12 protein-coding genes are annotated in these 18,091 nt (G+C 66.2%); 6 read left to right on the top strand and 6 right to left on the bottom strand.

What is annotated here, in order from left to right; translation table 11 throughout:
- Positions 1 to 93 precede the first annotated feature (93 nt).
- From CR156_RS02830 to CR156_RS02820, 3 genes are all read right to left on the bottom strand, one after another.
- Positions 94 to 1,338, bottom strand: a complete 1,245-nt coding sequence (locus CR156_RS02830; RefSeq protein ID WP_100551837.1) for a DUF819 family protein — start codon at positions 1,336 to 1,338, stop codon at positions 94 to 96.
- A gap of 141 nt (positions 1,339 to 1,479) precedes the next feature.
- On the bottom strand, positions 1,480 to 3,558 hold the full coding sequence (locus CR156_RS02825; protein ID WP_100551836.1) for an alpha/beta hydrolase family protein: 2,079 nt from the start codon (positions 3,556 to 3,558) through the stop codon (positions 1,480 to 1,482).
- Between the two features lie 234 nt (positions 3,559 to 3,792).
- Positions 3,793 to 5,757 carry an OPT family oligopeptide transporter gene (locus tag CR156_RS02820; protein WP_089239520.1) on the bottom strand — a complete coding sequence of 655 codons (1,965 nt, stop codon included), beginning with the start codon at positions 5,755 to 5,757 and terminating at the stop codon, positions 3,793 to 3,795.
- Positions 5,758 to 5,957: 200 nt separating this feature from the next.
- On the opposite strand from CR156_RS02820, the gene CR156_RS02815 reads away from it, so the two are divergent.
- Together CR156_RS02815 and CR156_RS02810 are read left to right on the top strand one after the other, a co-directional pair.
- Positions 5,958 to 7,106 carry a DUF1624 domain-containing protein gene (locus tag CR156_RS02815; RefSeq protein ID WP_100551835.1) on the top strand — a complete coding sequence of 383 codons (1,149 nt, stop codon included), beginning with the start codon at positions 5,958 to 5,960 and terminating at the stop codon, positions 7,104 to 7,106.
- 72 nt (positions 7,107 to 7,178) lie between these two features.
- Positions 7,179 to 8,933, top strand: coding sequence for a peptide MFS transporter (locus tag CR156_RS02810; RefSeq protein ID WP_100551834.1), 1,755 nt, complete (start codon positions 7,179 to 7,181; stop codon positions 8,931 to 8,933).
- A 55-nt stretch (positions 8,934 to 8,988) separates the two neighbouring features.
- On the opposite strand, the gene CR156_RS02805 is transcribed toward CR156_RS02810, so the two are convergent.
- From CR156_RS02805 to CR156_RS02795, 3 genes are all read right to left on the bottom strand, one after another.
- Entirely contained in the window at positions 8,989 to 10,974 is a 1,986-nt protein-coding gene (locus tag CR156_RS02805) for an alpha/beta hydrolase family protein (RefSeq protein WP_100551833.1), read from the bottom strand.
- A gap of 66 nt (positions 10,975 to 11,040) precedes the next feature.
- Entirely contained in the window at positions 11,041 to 13,026 is a 1,986-nt protein-coding gene (locus tag CR156_RS02800) for an alpha/beta hydrolase family protein (RefSeq protein ID WP_100551832.1), read from the bottom strand.
- A gap of 169 nt (positions 13,027 to 13,195) precedes the next feature.
- Complete coding sequence (locus CR156_RS02795) at positions 13,196 to 13,831, bottom strand: LysE/ArgO family amino acid transporter (protein WP_025873889.1); 636 nt, start codon at positions 13,829 to 13,831, stop codon at positions 13,196 to 13,198.
- A 139-nt stretch (positions 13,832 to 13,970) separates the two neighbouring features.
- Between CR156_RS02795 and CR156_RS02790 the strand changes: the two genes are divergently transcribed.
- From CR156_RS02790 to mqo, 4 genes are all read left to right on the top strand, one after another.
- Positions 13,971 to 14,876, top strand: coding sequence for a LysR family transcriptional regulator ArgP (locus CR156_RS02790; RefSeq protein WP_100551831.1), 906 nt, complete (start codon positions 13,971 to 13,973; stop codon positions 14,874 to 14,876).
- Positions 14,877 to 14,979: 103 nt separating this feature from the next.
- Positions 14,980 to 15,564: a hypothetical protein gene (locus CR156_RS02785; protein WP_099819359.1), complete on the top strand. Its 585-nt coding sequence runs from the start codon at positions 14,980 to 14,982 to the stop codon at positions 15,562 to 15,564.
- A 78-nt stretch (positions 15,565 to 15,642) separates the two neighbouring features.
- Entirely contained in the window at positions 15,643 to 16,089 is a 447-nt protein-coding gene (locus tag CR156_RS02780; RefSeq protein WP_100551830.1) for a GNAT family N-acetyltransferase, read from the top strand.
- 206 nt (positions 16,090 to 16,295) lie between these two features.
- Positions 16,296 to 17,987 carry a malate dehydrogenase (quinone) gene (mqo, locus tag CR156_RS02775; protein WP_100551829.1) on the top strand — a complete coding sequence of 564 codons (1,692 nt, stop codon included), beginning with the start codon at positions 16,296 to 16,298 and terminating at the stop codon, positions 17,985 to 17,987.
- Positions 17,988 to 18,091: the final 104 nt, after the last annotated feature.

Below are 18,091 nucleotides of genomic sequence, written 5' to 3'. Positions count from 1 at the left end.
GATCTACTGTAGAGCCGAGCCCATGCTCGGCTGCTCTTCGCCGTTGCCTGCACAAATGCACAAGCAGCCGAGCATGGGCTCGGCTCTACAGGATCAACCCTGCCCTGCCAGCGCGCGCAGGGTGATGCCGACCACATACGCCAGATAGGTGCCGGTGGCATACCCCATCGTGCCCAGCAGCACGCCCACCGGTGCCAGCGCCGGATGGAACGCAGCGGCCACCACCGGCGCTGAGGCCGGGCCGCCGATGTTCGACTGCGAGCCGATGGCGAAGTAGAAGAACGGCACCTTCAGCAGCCTGCCCAGGCACCACAGCAGCGCGATGTGCACGCTGATCCAGATGATGCCGAGCAGGAACAGCCACGGGCGATCCAGCAGCGCCAGCAGATCCATCTGCATGCCGATGCAGGCGATCAGGAAATACAGCAGCAGCGAGCCCAGTCGTGAGGCGCCCGCACCCTCCAGGTTGCGAGCCCGGGTAAAGCTCAGCCCCAGGCCGAGCGTGGTCGACAGCACCACCACCCACACGAACGGCGCATCCAGGCTGAACTGCGATGCCCAGCTGACATTGACCTTGAACCACGCCGCCAGCGGCGCGCCGATGGCGTGGGCAAGACCGACGCCACCGAAGGCCACGGCCACGATCAGCATCAGGTCGGTCAGGCTGGGGATGCGCTCGTGTTCGGCCTGGAAGCGGGTGATGCGCTCTTTCAGCTCATCAATTGCCGACGTGTCGGCTCCACTGCGTGCATCGATCTTCGCCGCGCGCCCGGCGAGGAAGATCAGCGCCGCCATCCACACGTAGCCAACCCCCACATCGACCACCGCGAACTGGCCGAAGGTGGTCGCGTTGACGTCGAACACTTCGCGCATGGCCAGCATGTTGGCACCACCGCCGATCCAGCTGCCGGCCAGTGCGGCCATGCCGGCCCAGGTATCGCCGGCGACGGTATCGGGATGGATCGCACGCATCACCAGGAACGCCACCACCGCACCCAGCATGATGCTGGCCGAGGCACCCAGGTACATCAGCACCAGTTTCGGCCCCAGCCGCAGGATGCCCTTGATGTCCACCGCCAGGGTCAACAGGATCAGCGCCGCCGGCAGCAGGATGTCACGCGCGACCGGGTTGTACAGTTTGGTGTTCTGCCCGTCGATCAGGCCGAATGTGTTGTAGATGCCCGGCAGCAGGTAACACAGCAGCAGCGCCGGCACGAAGGTATAGAAGCGCTTCCACAGGCCCTGCTCGCGCGAAGCGGTCCAGAACACGGCGCCAAGAGTGGCGGCGATCAAACCGAAGACGACGATGTCGTTCTGGATCAGGGCAGTCGAAGGCATGCAGGCGCTCTTGTAGAGCCGAGCCGCGCTCGGCTGCTGTTGGCGGAAGCTCAGGAAGGTGTGCCGACCAACGGTCGGCACCCACCGGTGAAGCAGATGGCGAAACAAAAGCGCCGCCCCGAAGGGCGGCACCGGTATCGCTTATTCGCCGATGTGCTGCTTCAGCCAGGCGTTGACGGTGTCATGCCACAGGATGCTGTTGTTCGGCTTCAGCACCCAGTGGTTTTCATCCGGGAAGTACAGGAACTTCGACTCGATGCCCTGGCGCTGGGCAGCGGTGAACGCGGCCAGGCCCTGCTCGACCGGAATGCGGAAGTCCTGCTGGCCGTGGATCACCAGGATCGGCTTCTTCCAGTCAGCCACGTGGTTGACCGGATTGAACTTCTCGTAGTTCGCCGCCTTCTGGTACGGGGTACCGCCCTGCTCCCATTCGGTGAACCACAGTTCTTCGGTGGCGTAACCCATCATGCGCTGGTCGAACACGCCGTCATGGTTGACCAGGCACTTGAACGGGCTGTTCCAGTTGCCGGCGATCCAGTTGACCATGAAGCCGCCGTAGCTGGCGCCCAGTGCACAGGCCTTGTCACCGTTGAGGAAATCGTACTTCTTCAGCGCCGCGCTCCAGCCCTTCTGCAGGTCTTCCAGCGGACGGTCACCCCAGTGCTGGCTGATCGCATCGGTGAAGGCCTGGCCGTAACCGGTGGAGCCATGGAAGTCGATCATCACCACCGCGTAGCCCTGGCCCGCATAGGTCTGCGGGTTCCAGCGGTAGCTCCAGCCATTGCCGAAGCTGCCCTGCGGGCCGCCATGGATCAGGAACGCGACCGGGTAGGACTTGCCTTCCTGGTAGTTGTGCGGCTTGACCACATAGCCATGGACGGTGTCGTTGTTCCAGCCCTTGAACTCGAACTGCTCGTAGTCGCCGAACGACACGTCCTTCAGCACCTCGCCAGCGGCGGGGGTCAGCGCGCGCAGCGCACCGATCGGCTCGCCAGCGGCCGGCAGCAGGCCGACCAGCACCTGGTCGTTGCTCTTCAGGCTGTTGCGGGTGATCGCCACGCTGTTGCCGGCCACGTCGACAGCGGTGACGCTGCCGTCGCCGATCAGCTTGGTGGCCTTGCCGCTGGCCACATCGATCTGGAACAGCGGGTGTTCGCCGAGGTCATCGGCAGTGGTGTAGATGCTGGTGCCGTCGGCGGACAGGGCGATGCCACCAGCCGAACGGTCCCACTGCGGAGCGATCTCGCGGGTCTTGCCGCTGGCCAGGTCCATCGCCATCAGGCCGAAGCGATCGGCCTCGAAGCCCGGGCGCTTCATCGCGCGGTAGAACAGGGTCTTGCCGTCGGCGCTGAACACCGGGCCGGCATCCCAGGCCGGGTTGGAGGCGGTCAGGTTGACCGGCGCCTGCTTGCCGGCGGCATCGAAGCGGTACAGGTCGAAGTTGGTCGACCACGACTCCTGCTTGCCGGCCACGCGGATGCTGGCGACCACGCTGCTGCCATCCGGCGACCACGCGAAATCATCATTGCCACCGAACGGCTTGGACGGAGCGTCACCATCGATGGTCGCGCTCAGCGCCGAAGCGCCCTTGACCGCACCGGCCTTGGCCGCCGGCAGCGGGGCGACGAACAAGGTGTTGCGACGGCCGTCGTTCCAGGTATCCCAGTGGCGCACGAACAGCGAATCGAAGACCTTGCCGCTGGCCTTGGCGCCGGCCACGTCCTTCAGCTTCTTTTCGGTGCAGGCCAGGTCCGAGGCACAGGCCTGGAACACGCCGGCGCTGAACAGCACGCGGTCGTCCTGCGGCGACACGTGGTAGCTGTCCACGTCCACCGGGAAATCGGTCAGCTGGTGCGGAGCACCGCCAGTGATCGGCAGCGAGTACAGCTGCTGGCTGCCGTTCTTGGCGCTCAGGAAGTACACGGTCTGGCCATTGGCCGACAACGAGGCCGAGTTGACGTTCCAGCCGGCCGGGGTGATCTGCTTCGGCGGTGCCGCATCGCGGGTGCGCAGGTTACGCGCGAACAGGGCGGTGCTGGCCTTGAGGTTGGCATCGGTGCTGCGCTTGGCGAACACCACGGTGCCGCCGTCAGCGGTCAGTACCGGCGCGGAGACGCGGTCCATGGCCACCATGTCGCGGATTTCCAGGCCACGGGCAGCGGCGACGCTGGGCAGGGCAGCCAGCAGGCTCAGTGGCAGCAGGGCATGACGCAGTTTCATCGGGGTCTCCGCAGGACGGCAAAAAACCGATGGTAGGCCTGCGCGGCCGGGCCTGCCAAGGCCATCGGTCATGGCCCGGGCTGAGCTGCCGCCAGAAAAAGCAAACCGCGCCGAAGCGCGGTTTGTCGGAGGTCGGGGTCGGATCCGATTCCGCAGGAATCGGCTCTGACCCCAAACGCTGCCAGCATGGGGTCAGAGCCCTTCCCTGCGGGAAGGGATCCGACCCCGTGGGCGTCATGCCACGGCGCGCTTGCCGGTGCGGTAGATCAGCCAGCCGACCAGGAACAGCACGGCAAGGCCGATCCACTGCGCGGCCGGCAGGTGGAACGGCACGGCGAGCACGTCGGCGCGGCTGCTGACCACGATCGGCACGGCGATGGCGATACCCATCAGCGCCTCACCGGTGATCAGGCCGGCAGCGAACAGCACGCCCGGCTTGTGCACGCGGTCGCGGCCCTCTTCGTCATCGGCGCGCACCTTGTGGAAGCGCTCGACCAGGTAGGAGATCAGGCCACCGAGGAAGATCGGCACCATCAGTTCCAGCGGCAGGTAGATGCCGATCGCCGCGGCCAGCACCGGCACGCGGAAACGCGAGTTGCGCGACTTCAGCCAGCTGTCGAACGCGATGATGGCGGCACCGACCACGGCACCGATGCCGATGAAGGTCCACGGCAGCTCGCCGCCGAACAGGCCCTTGGCCACCGACGCCATCAGGTTCGCCTGCGGTGCGGCCAGCGCATTCGGATGCAGCTCCGACTTGACGCCGATGCCGTAGGCGGTGGCCAGCAGGTTCAGCACCGGGGCCATGATCAGCGCGCACGAGAACGCGCCGATGCCCAGCATCAGCTGCTGCTTCCACGGGGTGGCACCGACGATGTAGCCGGCCTTGAGGTCCTGCAGGTTGTCGCCACCCACGGCGGCGGCACAGCACACCACCGCGCCGATCATGATCGCGGCCACCGCGCCCAGCGGCGCACCGAAGGCACCGACCGGCTGCAGGCCATCCTTGCCCAGCAGCAGCACCAGCACCGCCGAAGCGAACAGGATGGTGGAGATGGTGATGCCCGAGACCGGATTGTTGGACGAGCCGATCAGACCGGCCAGGTAGGCCGATACCGAAACGAACAGGAAGCCGGCGACGATCATGATGAGGGTCATCGGGATCGATACGTGCCACTGGCCGACGATGGCCTGGTACAGCGCCAGCAGCGGCAGGGTGAACACCACCAGGGCCACCAGCATCCACTTCATCGGCAGGTCGCGCTCGGTGTGCGCCAGTACCGGGCCACCGCTCTTGCGCGCGGCCGCAAAGCCGCTCTTGACGCCGTTGAGCAGCGACTTGCGCAGCGAGATCAGGGTCCAGATGCCACCGATCAGCATCGCGCCGACGCCCAGGTAACGCATCTTCGCGCCCCAGATGGCGAACGCCGCTTCGGTGGACGAGGCGGTGGCGATCGAGGCGGCCAGCGCCGGATCGGTGTTCATGAAGAACGCCTGGTAGATCGGAATGGCGATGTGCCAGGTCAGGATCGAGCCGGACACCACCACGATGCCGACGTTGAGGCCGACGATGTAGCCCACGCCCAGCAGCGCCGGCGACAGGTTGGTACCGATGAACGCGGTGATCTTGGAACTGCCGACATAGGCCGAGGTGGCCCAGGCATCGGGGATCAGGCGCATGCCGCTTTCCGCGGCCAGCTTCACGAAGGCACCGATCACTGCCGACAGGCCGAGGATCTTCAGGCCCGGGCCGGGGTTTTCACCGGCCTTGAGCACTTCGGCCGCCGCCTTGCCTTCCGGGAACGGAAGCGGGTCTTCGACGATCATCGAACGCCGCAGCGGCACCGAGAACAGCACGCCCAGCAGGCCACCGAGACCGGCGATGCCCAGCACCCACCAGTACTTGAAGTCCGGCCAGTAGCCCATGATCACCAGCGCGGGGATGGTGAAGATCACACCGGCGGCGATCGACGAACCGGCCGAAGCGCCGGTCTGCACGATGTTGTTCTCAAGGATGGAACCGCCACCCAGCAGGCGCAGCACGCCCATGGAAATGACCGCGGCGGGAATCGCGGTGGCGATGGTCAGGCCTGCGAACAGACCGAGATAGGCGTTTGCGGCCGACAGCACCACCGCCAGCACGATGGCAAGGACCACCGCGCGGAAAGTGAGCTGCTTGGGCGCAGCGTCATGGTTCATGAAAGCCCCTGCTGGCAAAAAATCCCTTGCACGCTAGCGTTCAGGGGCCAGCAAGTCCAGCGTGCCAAAGGATGGGGGCCGAGCACGGAACAGACACAGACCCGCAGCGGCACGGCCAGCGAACCGATGCGGCAAAGCCCGAGTGGGCATGCCGCAAACGCTATGTTATAACTTTCCGCCGCCCCATACGCCCCCACCGCATGCCCTCCTCTGCCTCCCCCCGGCTGGCCTCCATCGACCAGCTGCGCGGCACCGTGATGCTGCTGATGCTGCTCGACCACGTCCGCGAGACGTTCTTCCTGCAGTACCAGGTGAGCGACCCGATGGACGCGGCGACCGTGTCCCCTGCCCTGTTCGCCTGCCGCCTGCTGGCGCACCTGTGCGCACCGGTGTTCGTGCTGCTGACCGGCCTGTCGGCGTGGCTGTATGGTCAACGCCAGGCCGACCCGCGCCGCGCCATCGCCGCCTTCCTGCTCAAGCGCGGCCTGTTCCTCGTGGTGCTGGAACTGACCCTGGTCAACTTCGCCTGGACCTTCCAGTTCCCGCCGGACACGGTGTACCTGCAGGTGATCTGGGCGATCGGCCTGAGCATGATCGCGCTGGCTGGCCTGCTGTGGCTGCCGCGGCCGGTGCTGGCGATGCTGGCGGTGGCGCTGGTGGTTGGCCACAACCTGCTGGATGGCGTACGCGTGCAGGGCGACGGCGCCCTGGCGGTGCTGTGGAAGGTGCTGCACCAGCGTGACTGGATCGAGGCGGGGCCGTTGAGCCTGCGTACCTCCTACCCGGTGCTGCCGTGGATCGGGGTGATCGCGCTGGGCTACCTGATGGCGCCGTGGTTCGCTGCCAGCAGCGACCCGGAACAGCGCCGACAGCGATTGCTGTGGGCCGGGCTGGGCGCGCTGGCCGCCTTCGCCCTGCTGCGCTTCGCCAACGACTATGGCGACGCGCCCTGGCAGTACCAGCAGACCACGCTGCGCACGTGGATGAGCGTGTTCAACATCACCAAGTACCCGCCCTCGCTGCAGTTCCTGCTGCTGACCCTTGGCGCGGGCCTGCTGCTGTTGCGGCTGTATGAGTGGCCGCCGCTGGCGCGTGCGCTGCGGCCGCTGGCCGATATCGGTGCAGCGCCGATGTTCTTCTACCTGCTGCACCTGTACGTGCTGAAGCTGCTGTACCTGGCCGCGCTGAAGGCCTGGGGCCCGACCCACGGTTGCCTGTATGCACTGGACTCGGTGGCCGGCCTGCTGCTGGTGGCCTGCGCGCTGGCGGTGGTGCTGTATCCACCAACGCGGGCGTTCGCGCGGTTCAAGGCACGGCGACGCGACCTGGCCTGGTTGCGGTATCTGTAGGCCATGTACCGGGGCGGCCATCCACGCATGGCGTGGATCTACTGAAAGCGGGCGCGGGCCTATAATTCCGCGATGAATTCCACTGCTATCGCTTCCGACGACTTCCTGGGTCACCCCAAGGGCGTCTACGTCTGCTTCTTCACCGAAATGTGGGAGCGCTTCTCCTTCTACGGCATGAAGGCGCTGCTGCTGCTGTATCTCACCAAATACCACCTGTTCGGCGACAAGGCCGGGTTGGACCTGCTCGGTGCCTACGGCGGCCTGGTGTACTGCATCCCGGTGTTCGGCGGCATGCTGGCCGACCGCTGGCTGGGCATGCGCCGGGCGGTGCTGTTCGGCGGCATCCTGCTGGTGCTCGGCCACCTCGGCATGGCCTTCGAGGGCCACGCGGCGTACCGGGTCAATGGTGAAGTGGTGCGCGACACCTCGGCACTGGCCGTGACCTACCTGTCGCTGGCGCTGATCATCATGGGCGTCGGCTTCCTCAAGCCGAACATCTCCACCATCGTCGGCAAGCTCTACCCACAGGACGATCCGCGCCGCGATTCGGGCTTCTCGCTGTTCTACGCCGGCATCAACCTGGGCGCCCTGTTCTCCTCGCTGGTGTGCGGTTTCCTCGGCGAGGTCTACGGCTGGAAGTATGGTTTCGGTGCGGCCGGCATCGGCATGATCGCCGGCCTGGCGATGTTCCTGTGGGGCCAGAAGTACCTGCAGGGCCACGCCGAACCGCCGCAGCCGGCCACGTTGAAGCAGAAGGTGCTGGGCCTGCCGCGCGAATGGCTGATCTACCTGTGCGCGGTGATCGGCGTGCTGCCGGTGGCCTGGCTGATGTGGGCGGCCGGCAACGGTGCCTTCGCGCTTGGCGGTGAAATCAGCCTGGCGCTGATGCTGATGCTGGTGGTGCTGGGCGGCGTGCTGGTCTGGTTCGCGTGGTTCACCGGCACGAAGTGCACGCCGGTGCAGCGCCAGCAGATGATCGCGCTGATGGTGCTGATCTTCATGGCGCTGGTGTTCTTCACGATGTACGAGCAGTCGTACGGCTCGTGGGTGACCTTTACTGATCGCCTGCTGACCAAGGACATCGTGCCGGCGCTGGTGATCCGCGAAGGCTCGCCGCTGCCGTGGTCGATCGTGTCGCTGCTGCTGGCGCCGCTGGGCTTCGTGGTCAGCGCGCGCTTGTCCGAACGCCGTCCTGGTTCGGCCGCGCCGCGTACGTTCTTCATCGGCATCGTTGCGCTGATGCTGGTGCTGCTGGTGCGTGACTGCCTGGTGATTCCGCAGACCGCCGGTTCGCTGACCTATCTGGGCGGCCTGTTCCTGGTGTTGCTGGCGCCAGCCTTCGCTGCGCTGTGGACGTGGATGGACCGCCGCGGCTGGGAACCGGGCAAGCCGGTGAAATCAGCCTGGGGCCTGGTGATCGGCGCGCTGTCGTTCGTGCCGCTGGCACTGGCCGCGCAGCACGTCGGTGCCACCGGCGAGATGGCCAGCGTGTGGTGGCTGGTACTGGCCTACTTCCTGCTGGCCAGCGGCGAGATGTGCCTGTCGCCGGTGGGCCTGTCGGCGGTGACCCAGCTGGCGGTACCACGGGTGATGAGCCTGATGATGGGCACCTGGTTCCTGGCCACGGCCTTCTCGGAAACACTGGCCGCGCTGTTCGGCAAGCTGGCGGCGATTGACGTGCCCGAAGGCGAAACACTGGACATGGCCGCTGCCGCCGGTGCCTATGCACACCTGTTCTGGCTGCTGATGTGGATCGGCCTGGGCTGCGCGTTGCTGGCCTTCATCGCCGCGCCGTTGTTGAAGCGGATGATGCACGGGGTGAAGTAACCCCCATTGGCGAGTGGCTGCGGCGGCAACCATGGCGGTTGCCGCCGCATCTGTTTCAGGGTGCCTTGGCTTTGCTCGGAGCCGTCGCGGCTGCTGCCGTACCACCGCCCAGGCTGCGCGACAGGAAGGCAAGCAACCGGGTGTAGTAATCGCGCTGGTTGGCTTCGCTGTACAGCCCATGCCCCTCGCGTGGGTAGTACACCGCTTCCACCGGTACGCCGGCCTGCTTCAACGCGGCCTCCATGCGCTCGGTGTGCTGCACGGGCGCGCGAAGGTCTTCACGACCAGCGGCAAGCAGCACCGGCACCTTGATGCGTGCCGCCAGGTTGACCGGCGACACGGCATCCAGTGTCGCCGGGTCGCCCAGCCACTGCTGCAGGTAGGTCACGCCCGACGCACGATCCTGGATATCGCCACGTTTGAACATCAACGGCAGGTCGTACACGCCGACATAGCCCGCCGCGCACCGGTACAGCCCGGGCTCGCGCACGGCGCCCATCATCGCCGAGTACGCACCGTAGCTGGCGCCGTAGATGCAGATGCGTCCGCCGTCAGCGATGCCTTGGGTGATCGCCCAACGCGTGGCGTCGGTCACATCGTCCTGCATCGCGCGGCCCCATTGCTGGGCAGCGGCCTGTGTATGCGCCCGGCCGTAATTGCCCGAGCCACGGAAGTTGACCTGCAGCACCGCGTAACCGGCGTCGGCCAGCAACTGATTCTCGCGCTCGAAACCACCGTCATCGAACACACCGATCGGGCCACCGTGCGGGACCACCACCATCGGCAAATTGTGCCCATCACTGTCCTTGGGCAGGGTTAGGAAGCCGTGCAGCGGCAGGCTATCCCGCGCAGCCAGGGTAACCGGGCGCACGCTGGCACCGCTCTCGCGATCGAACCAGCGATGGCGGCTGGTGAGAAAAGCGGCGTTGCGGGTGGCGGTGGTGTACAGGAAATAATCGCCGGGATTGGTCGCCGAGCTCACCTTCACCAGCAGGCGAGCGTTGTCGCGGGTGCCGGAGAGCAGGCTCACCGCCTGCCCTGGAAACGCCTTTTCAAGCTTGCGCTGGATGCTGGCGGTCGGCGACTGCTCATCGAAGAAGGCCGTACGCGTAACAGCGCCGACGAACTGGATGCCCACCGGCACGCGTGTGCCGGGCTGGTAGACCACGCGGGTAGGGTCAACGGTATCGTCCTGCAGCAGCGTGCGCCGCTCTCCGCTGACCGGGTCCCAGCTGACCACCGCGTCCGGGCCGCGGGCCTGCTCCACCACCAGGTAGGCCAGGCGGTTGTCGGCGGAAAAGCCGATCGGGCGTTCGATGCGGTGACTGTTGCCTTCGTCGTTGACCAGCGTCCAACGATCGCGCCCTTCGCGGTAGTAGAGCTTGTTGACATTGTCGGCAGCGGCACCGTGGGCGAAGCGCAGTTCACCTTGATTGTCGGTGGTGAACGTCGCGCGCTGCACCGGTGAACGCGAAACGGGGATGCGGCGCCCGGTGATGACGTCCATCCGTTCCAAGCGCGTATTGGTGTCGTTGGCGAATGGCCACAGCGAGATCAATACATTGCGTTCGTCGGCAGGCAGCGGATCGGCCAGGAATGCAGCCACCTGCTCGGCCACCCGCCCGGTCACGAAGCCGGGCTCGTCCGGGCGCGCACGGTAACCGACCAGAAGATCACCGCGTTTGCCATTGGCGTCGATGGCATACAATTCGCCCGTCGGCCGCGGTTGGTCCAGCGGACCCCATTTTTCGGCCAGACCGATCAGCAGGCGGGTATCACTCACCCAGTCGACCTGGGCTGCATGATTGTTGCGTGGCGGCCGGAAATTGCCGACCAGTTCCATCGTGTCGGTACGCAGCACCGCCACGGCAGTTGCGCCGTCCAGCGGCAAGGTCATGGCCAGGTACTCGCCGGTGGGCGAGAGCTGGATGTCATTGAACTCCGCGCGGCGCACGTACCCGTCCAGCGAAACCTCCGCCGCCTCTACCCCAACCGCGCCGCAGATGGCCATCAATGCAGCCAGCACCCTCGCATGCTTCATGACGTTCTCCTTGAAGCCGGGCATCCCCTGCCCGGCATCGGGTCCGCAGGACGCGGCTGGTCTGCCTCACGGCGCCTTGTCAGCACCTGCGGTCGCGCTGGCGGTTTCGCCGCCCAGGCTGCGCGACAGGAAGGCAAGCAACCGGGTGTAGTAGTCACGCCGGTTGGCCGGACCGTAGAAACCGTGCCCCTCGGCCTTGTAGTACAGCGCCTCCACCGGCGTGCCGGCCTGCTTCAGCGCCGCTTCCATGCGTTCGGTATGCACCACCGGTGCGCGTTGATCTTCCCTTCCTGCCGCCAGCAGCACCGGCACGCGGATCTGTGCAGCGAGGTTGACCGGTGATTGCTCGACCAGCTCCTTCGGCCGACCGACCCATTCGCGCAGGTATCTCAATCCGGATGCATCATCCTGGATGTCACCGCGGGCGTACATCAACGGCAGGTCATAGACACCGACATAGCCGGCAGCGCAGCGATACAGGCCGGGCTCGCGCACCGGTCCCATCATCGCCGCATAGGCGCCATAGCTGCCGCCGTAGATGCAGATGCGCGCCGGATCGGCCGTGCCCTGTGCGATCGCCCAGCGGGTGGCATCGGTGACATCGTCCTGCATCGCCCGTCCCCACTGCAGCTTCGCGGCCTGGGCGTGCGCACGCCCATAGTTGGCCGAACCACGGTAGTTGACCTGGAGCACGGCATAGCCGGCAGCAGCCAGCATCTGCGCATCCACGTCGTACGTTCCGTCGTCGAAGATCCCGATCGGCCCGCCATGTGGCATCACCACCATGGGCAGGCCGGTGGCCGGCTGGCCTGCCGGCAGGGTGAGGAAGCCATGCAGCGCCAACCCGTCACGCGCCTTCAGGCTGACCGGTTGGACGACGGCGCTCTGCGCCGGATCGATCCAGTCACTGCGGCTGATGAGGTGGCGCGCCTGCTTGTCGATGGTGTCGTAAAGATAGAAGTCGCCCGGGTTGCGCGCGGAGTGCGATTCCACCAGCACCGTGCGGCCATCGCGGGTACTGGAGGTGATGTACACGGGGCCGCCCAGCCCTGCCTCGAGACTGCGGTACAGGCGCGCTTCGGCCGAGGCTTCATCGAAGAAGCGCGTCCGTGGCACGTCTCCAAGGAACTCGGCTCCCACCGGCACGCGGGTTCCCGGCCGGAAGATGATCCGATGCGGATCGACCACCTCATCGCGCAGTACCACCCGACGCTCGTTGCTCTGCGGGTCCCAACTTACGATCGCATCGGGTCCCTCGGCCTGCTCGGTCTGCAGATAGGCCAGGCGACCATCAGCAGAGAAGCCGATAGCCACCTCGATGCGTCGGCTGAGCGCCTCATCGTTCAGCAGCACCCACTCGCTGCTGGCACCTGCGCGGTAATAGAGCTTCTTGCTCGTCTCGTCGGTACCGGAACCGTAGGCAAAGCGCACCTCACCCTGGGCATCGGTAGTGAATTCCGCCTGTGCGATCGGCGCCCGCACCACGGCATTGCGGCGACCGGTGTTCACGTCCATCCGCTCCAGCTGGGTGAAGGCGTTGGCCGTGAACGGCGTTACCGCAACCAGTACGTTGCGGTCGTCATCCTTCAATTCGTCGGTGAGGAACGCGGCCACCATGCCGGCCGGCTTGACCTTGATGTTGGTGCCCAGGCCGGTTTCAGCCGTGCGGTAGCCGACCAGCAGTTCACCGCCCTTGCCATCGGCGTTGATACCGAACAGTTCGCCGGTGAGCACGGGGCGATCAAGCACGCCGAACTTCTGCGCCATTCCCACCAGCAGACGGTCATTGCTGACCCAATCAAAGGTGTGGGCATGGTTGTTGCGGGGCGGCCGGAAGGTGCCGACCATCTTCATGTCGGCGATCCTGTAGATCGCCAGCGCAGTGCCGGCCTCGATCGGGACCGTGGCAGCCACGTACTCCCCCCCGGGCGAAATCCGGATGTCGGTAAACGCTTCCTGCCGCAGATAGCGGTCCAGATCGACCACGCCGGCCCCCGCCGTCGCCCCTCCCACGACCGTGCACAGCAGCACGGCAAGCACAGTCCTGCGCATCCTTCCCCCTTGGAGACGGACCCCTTGTCCGCAGGCCGATTCTAGGCAACCCGTCGACGCATCCGCCAGTGGACAGAAAAAACGACGGCACCGTTACCGGTGCCGTCGTTACCACTACCTTTACCTTGGAGAGAGAGTCAGGACGTGGGTTCGGGGGGCGTGCGCCGGGTCAATGGACCCCGCGCACCGCCAGGGTGAGGGCCAGGATGCTGAGGATCACAGCGATGGTGCCGTCCAGCACGCGCCAGGTGCTGGGCTTGGTGAACAGCGGCGCCAGCAGGCGCGCGCCCAGGCCCTGCGCGGTCAGCCACAGGCAACTGGCGGTGACCACGCCGGCCGCGAAGGCCATGCGTGCATTGCCGAAGTTCTCGGCGATCGAGCCGATCACCATCATGTCCAGCCAGAAGTGCGGGTTGATCAACGAGAAGCCGACCGCCGCCATCAGCACCGCACGGCGGCTGCCGTCATCGCTGTCGGCTTCGCCCATGCCGCCGCCGCCGGCGATCGCACGGCGTGCCGACTTCATCGCATACCAGGCCAGGAAGGCCACGCCGGTCCAGAGGACGGCGGTGGTCAGCCACGGCAGCGCCGTGGTGAGCGTGCGCAGGCCGGCCACGCTGGCGAAGATGAAGATCGCATCGATGGCCGCACAGGTGGCCACCACCGGCACGATGTGCTTGCGCAGGATGCCCTGACGCAGGATGAAGGCGCTCTGGGCGCCGACCACGGCAAACAGGCCGATGCCGGTAGCCGCACCACTGAACCAGGCACCAAGGCCGGTGCTGGCGGAGATGACCGAGAACATGGGATTCACTACCTTGTCTTGCTTGGGGGAGCGGTGCCTCGCGAAGGCGGACAGCACCGGAACGGGCGCCATTGTCGCGCCGCAACATAGAAAAGACGAGCTAAACTTACTAAACCAACATTAGCGGAACTTAATCGCCATGCGCATCGACCATGCCCAGCTGCGGGCCCTGGCTGCGGTGATCCGCGAAGGCAGCTTCGACCGTGCCGCGCAGTCGCTCAACGTCACCCCCTCGGCCATCTCGCAGCGGGTCAAGGCACTGGAGGACCGCATCGGCCGGCTGCTGGTCAAACGTGGCACGCCTGCGACCGCCACCGCAGAGGGCCAGCTGCTGGTGCAGCTGGCCGAGCAGACCGCCCTGCTGGAGCACGATGCCCTGCATCGCATGGGCCTGGCCGACGAGGACCTGCCACAGGCCAGCATCCCGGTGGCGGTGAACCACGACAGCCTGGAGACCTGGTTCCCGCAGGCGGCGCAGCAGTTCGCGCAGGGCACCGGCACCACCCTGGACCTGCGGGTGGAAGATCAGGACCACACGGTCGAGCTGCTGCGCCAGGGCACCGTGCTGGGTGCGGTGACCACCCTGGACGAGCCGGTGCAGGGCTGCCAGATCCACGCGCTGGGCAGCATCCGCTACGCCGCGACCTGTACTCCGGAATTCCGCGAGCGCCATTTCGCCAAGGGCGTCACCGCGCAGGCACTGGCGCAGGCACCGGTGCTGGTGTTCAACCGCAAGGACGACATGCAGTCGCGCTTTGCCCGGCGCATGGCCGGTGCCGACCTGCCCAGCACCGCGCCGACCTGGTGGATTCCTTCGACCCGCGCCTTCGTCCAGGCCAATCTCGGCGGGCTCGGCTGGACGATGAACCCGTTGCCGCTGGTGAAGCGCCATCTGGATGCAGGACGGCTGGTCTACGTGCGGCAGCGCGCGTGGGAAGACGTGCCGCTGTACTGGCAGCACTGGAAGGGCGACGTGCAGACCATGGCCCTGCTGACCCGGGCGGTGCTGGACGCCGCCTCGGCGCTGGTGCAGCGCAGGCGCTGAAAAGAGGGCAGCGAGGGGATCAAGTCCTTCTTGCCACAAACGACTTGATCCCTACGTCCCCTTTTTGTGCAAGCATCGGCGCAACCGACGAGGGGGCTGGCTGATGGAAACCGAACCGGTATTCCTGCATATCCGCGTGGTGATGGGGATCATCCTCGGCCTGTCCATCACCACCCTGCTGAAGGGGTTGGCGCAGATCATCGAACACCCGCAGCGGCGCGGCTGTTCGGCGCTGCACCTGTGCTGGGTGATGTGGACGCTGGTGTCGCTGGTCACCTTCTGGTGGTGGGAATTCCGCCTCGTTGAAGTGCACCGCTGGACGTTTGAAACCTATCTGTTCGTGATCACCTACAGCGCGACCTGGTTCCTGCTGTGCGCGCTGCTGTTTCCCGACGACCTGCGCGACTACGGCAGTTACGGCCACTACCTGATGCAGCGGCGGCGCTGGATCTTCGGGGTGATCGCGATATTGACGCTACTGGACCTTGTGGACACCGCGATCAAAGGGGGAAGCCGATGGCGGCTGCTGGGGGATGCCTACCCGTTGCACACGGCGCTGATGCTCATCGTTGCGGCGCTGGGATGGCATCTGCGCAGCGCGCGCATGCAACTGGTGCTGGCCGCAGCGACACTGGCCTATCAACTGGCCTACTTCGCGGCGGAATACTTCACCATCGGCAGTGATTGAAGACCGCCGCCGTCTCCATCCAATCTCCATCCGGGTCGTCCACAATCATGTGGGTCCGTTCGACCACAGGTTTCCCAGATGACGATCCACTACCGCGATGCCCTCCCCGATGATGCCGCTGCCTGCATCGACCTGCGCGGGCGCACCCGCGAAAACGCCTTCAGCGCCGCGCAGCTGGCCGAACTGGGCATCACCGAAGAGAGCTGGGCCGCCGGCATCGCCGATGGCGATTCGATTGGCCGCATCGCGTGCGAGGGCGAGCGGATGGCCGGCTACTGCTTTGCCGACCGCGAAAGCGGCGAGGTGCTGGTGCTGGCCCTGCTGCCGGAATTCGAGAACCGCGGCGTCGGCCGGCAGCTGCTGCAGGAGGTGGTCAGCCTGACCCGCGATTCAGGCCACACCCGCCTGTTCCTGGCCTGCTCGGCGGACCCGCGTTCGCGCTCGTATGGCTTCTATCGGCATCTGGGCTGGAAGGCGACCGGCGAGGTCGACGAGGCCGGTGACGAGATACTTGAGCTGTCTTGACGCGCGGTGCCGGGAACAGCCGCCGGGCATGGCCCGGCGCTACCGGGGATGGGGTCGAACGCGCAGGCCGGATGCTGCGTTGCATCAAAATCGGACCAGAAGCGGTTAAAATTGCCCCTGGAATGCTGCAAGGCGTTGTTTCTTCACGCTCTTTCCCTGCTTCTTGCGCATCCTGACCCCTTCCCCCCGCCAACGATTCCGCCCCCATGAAGAAATTTGGCAAGGCCCTGCTCGCCCTGCTCGTGCTGCTGTTGCTGGTCGCCGCACTGTTCCTGTACTGGCCGCTGACCAAGCGCTCGGTGCCCGCCGCGAGCAACGACAAGCCCGTCGATGTCGTGCTGGTCGGCGCCGGCATCATGAGCATCACCCTGGCCACCTACCTGCAGGAACTGCAGCCGGACTGGAACATCCAGGTCTATGAGCGCCTCGACGGCGTCGCCGGTGAAAGCTCGGACGGCTGGAACAACGCCGGCACCGGCCACTCGGCATTCGCCGAACTGAACTACACCCCGGAACTGCCCGATGGCAGCATCGAGACCAAGCGCGCGGTCGGCATCGCCGAATCGTTCGAGGTCTCGCGCCAGTTCTGGTCGCACCAGGTGAAGGAAGGCCGGCTGAGCCAGCCCAGCGACTTCATCAACCCGACCCCGCACATGAGCTTCGTCTGGGGCGATGACAACATCGCCTATCTGCACAAGCGCCAGCAGGCGCTGGTGAAGAACCCGCTGTTCTACGGCATGCAGTACTCCGAGGACCCGGCGCAGATCAAGCAGTGGGCACCGCTGTTGATGGAAGGCCGCGACCCGAAGCAGAAGGTCGCCGCGACCTGGATGCCGCTGGGCACCGACGTCAACTTCGGCGTGATCACCCGCCAGCTGACCGCCGGCCTGCTGCACAGCCCGAACTTCGGCCTGCACCTCAACCATGAGGTCAGCGCCCTGCGGCAGAACGCGGACAAGAGCTGGAACGTGACGGTGAAGGATCTCAAGGCCGGCACCGAATCCACCACCCACGCCCGCTTCGTGTTCATCGGTGCCGGTGGCGCCGCGCTGAAGCTGCTGCAGATGTCGGGCATCCCGGAATCGAAGGACTACGCCGGCTTCCCGGTGGGCGGCCAGTTCCTCGCCTTCCAGGGCCAGGACGTGACCTCGCGCCATGGCGTGAAGGCCTACGGCATGGCCGAAACCGGCTCCCCGCCGATGTCGGTGCCGCACCTGGATGCGCGCAAGCTGGATGGCAAGCCGGTGGTCCTGTTCGGACCGTTCGCGCTGTACAGCACCAAGTTCCTCAAGCACGGCTCGTGGTGGGACCTGTATTCGTCGGTCAACCACAACAACGTCGGCCCGATGCTGGAAGTGGGCAAGGACAACCTGGACCTGGTGCAGTACCTGATGGGCCAGGCGCGCCTCAACGACGCCGATCGCCAGGCCGAACTGGTCAAGTACTTCCCCAACGCCAAGCCGGGCGACTGGAAGCTGGTCACCGCTGGCCAGCGCGTGCAGATCATCAAGCGTGATCCGCTGAAGGGCGCGGTGCTGCAGTTCGGTACCGAGATCGTGACCGACAAGGACCACACCCTCGCCGCGCTGCTGGGCGCCTCGCCGGGTGCCTCGACCTCGCCGCCGATCATGCTCGACCTGATGGCCAAGGCCTTCCCGGAACAGATGAAGGCCGGTTGGGAAGCCCGCCTGCGCGAGATCGTGCCGTCGTACGGCCGCAAGCTCAACGACAGTGCCGCGCTGACCAACGAGATCCGCACGCTGACCAGCCAGACCCTGCACCTGCCCTACCTGGAGGTCCCGGTGGAAGCAGGCGCGACACCGGCCCTCGCACCGACGGCCGCGCCGGCCCCGGCCAAGGAAAAGCGCAACGCCAACGAGGAACTGCAGGCGCTGTAAGCCTGCGGTTTACGGATGCAAACGGACGGCCACCCTCGGGTGGCCGTCTGCGTTTATGCGGCGGCGGGTCGGAGCCCTCCCGTGCGGGAGGACTCTGACCCGCG

This window comes from Stenotrophomonas lactitubi (assembly GCF_002803515.1).
Taxonomy (GTDB): domain Bacteria; phylum Pseudomonadota; class Gammaproteobacteria; order Xanthomonadales; family Xanthomonadaceae; genus Stenotrophomonas; species Stenotrophomonas lactitubi.
The sequence above is the reverse complement of the archived record's forward strand: the minus strand, read 5'-3'. Positions and strand labels throughout refer to the sequence as shown.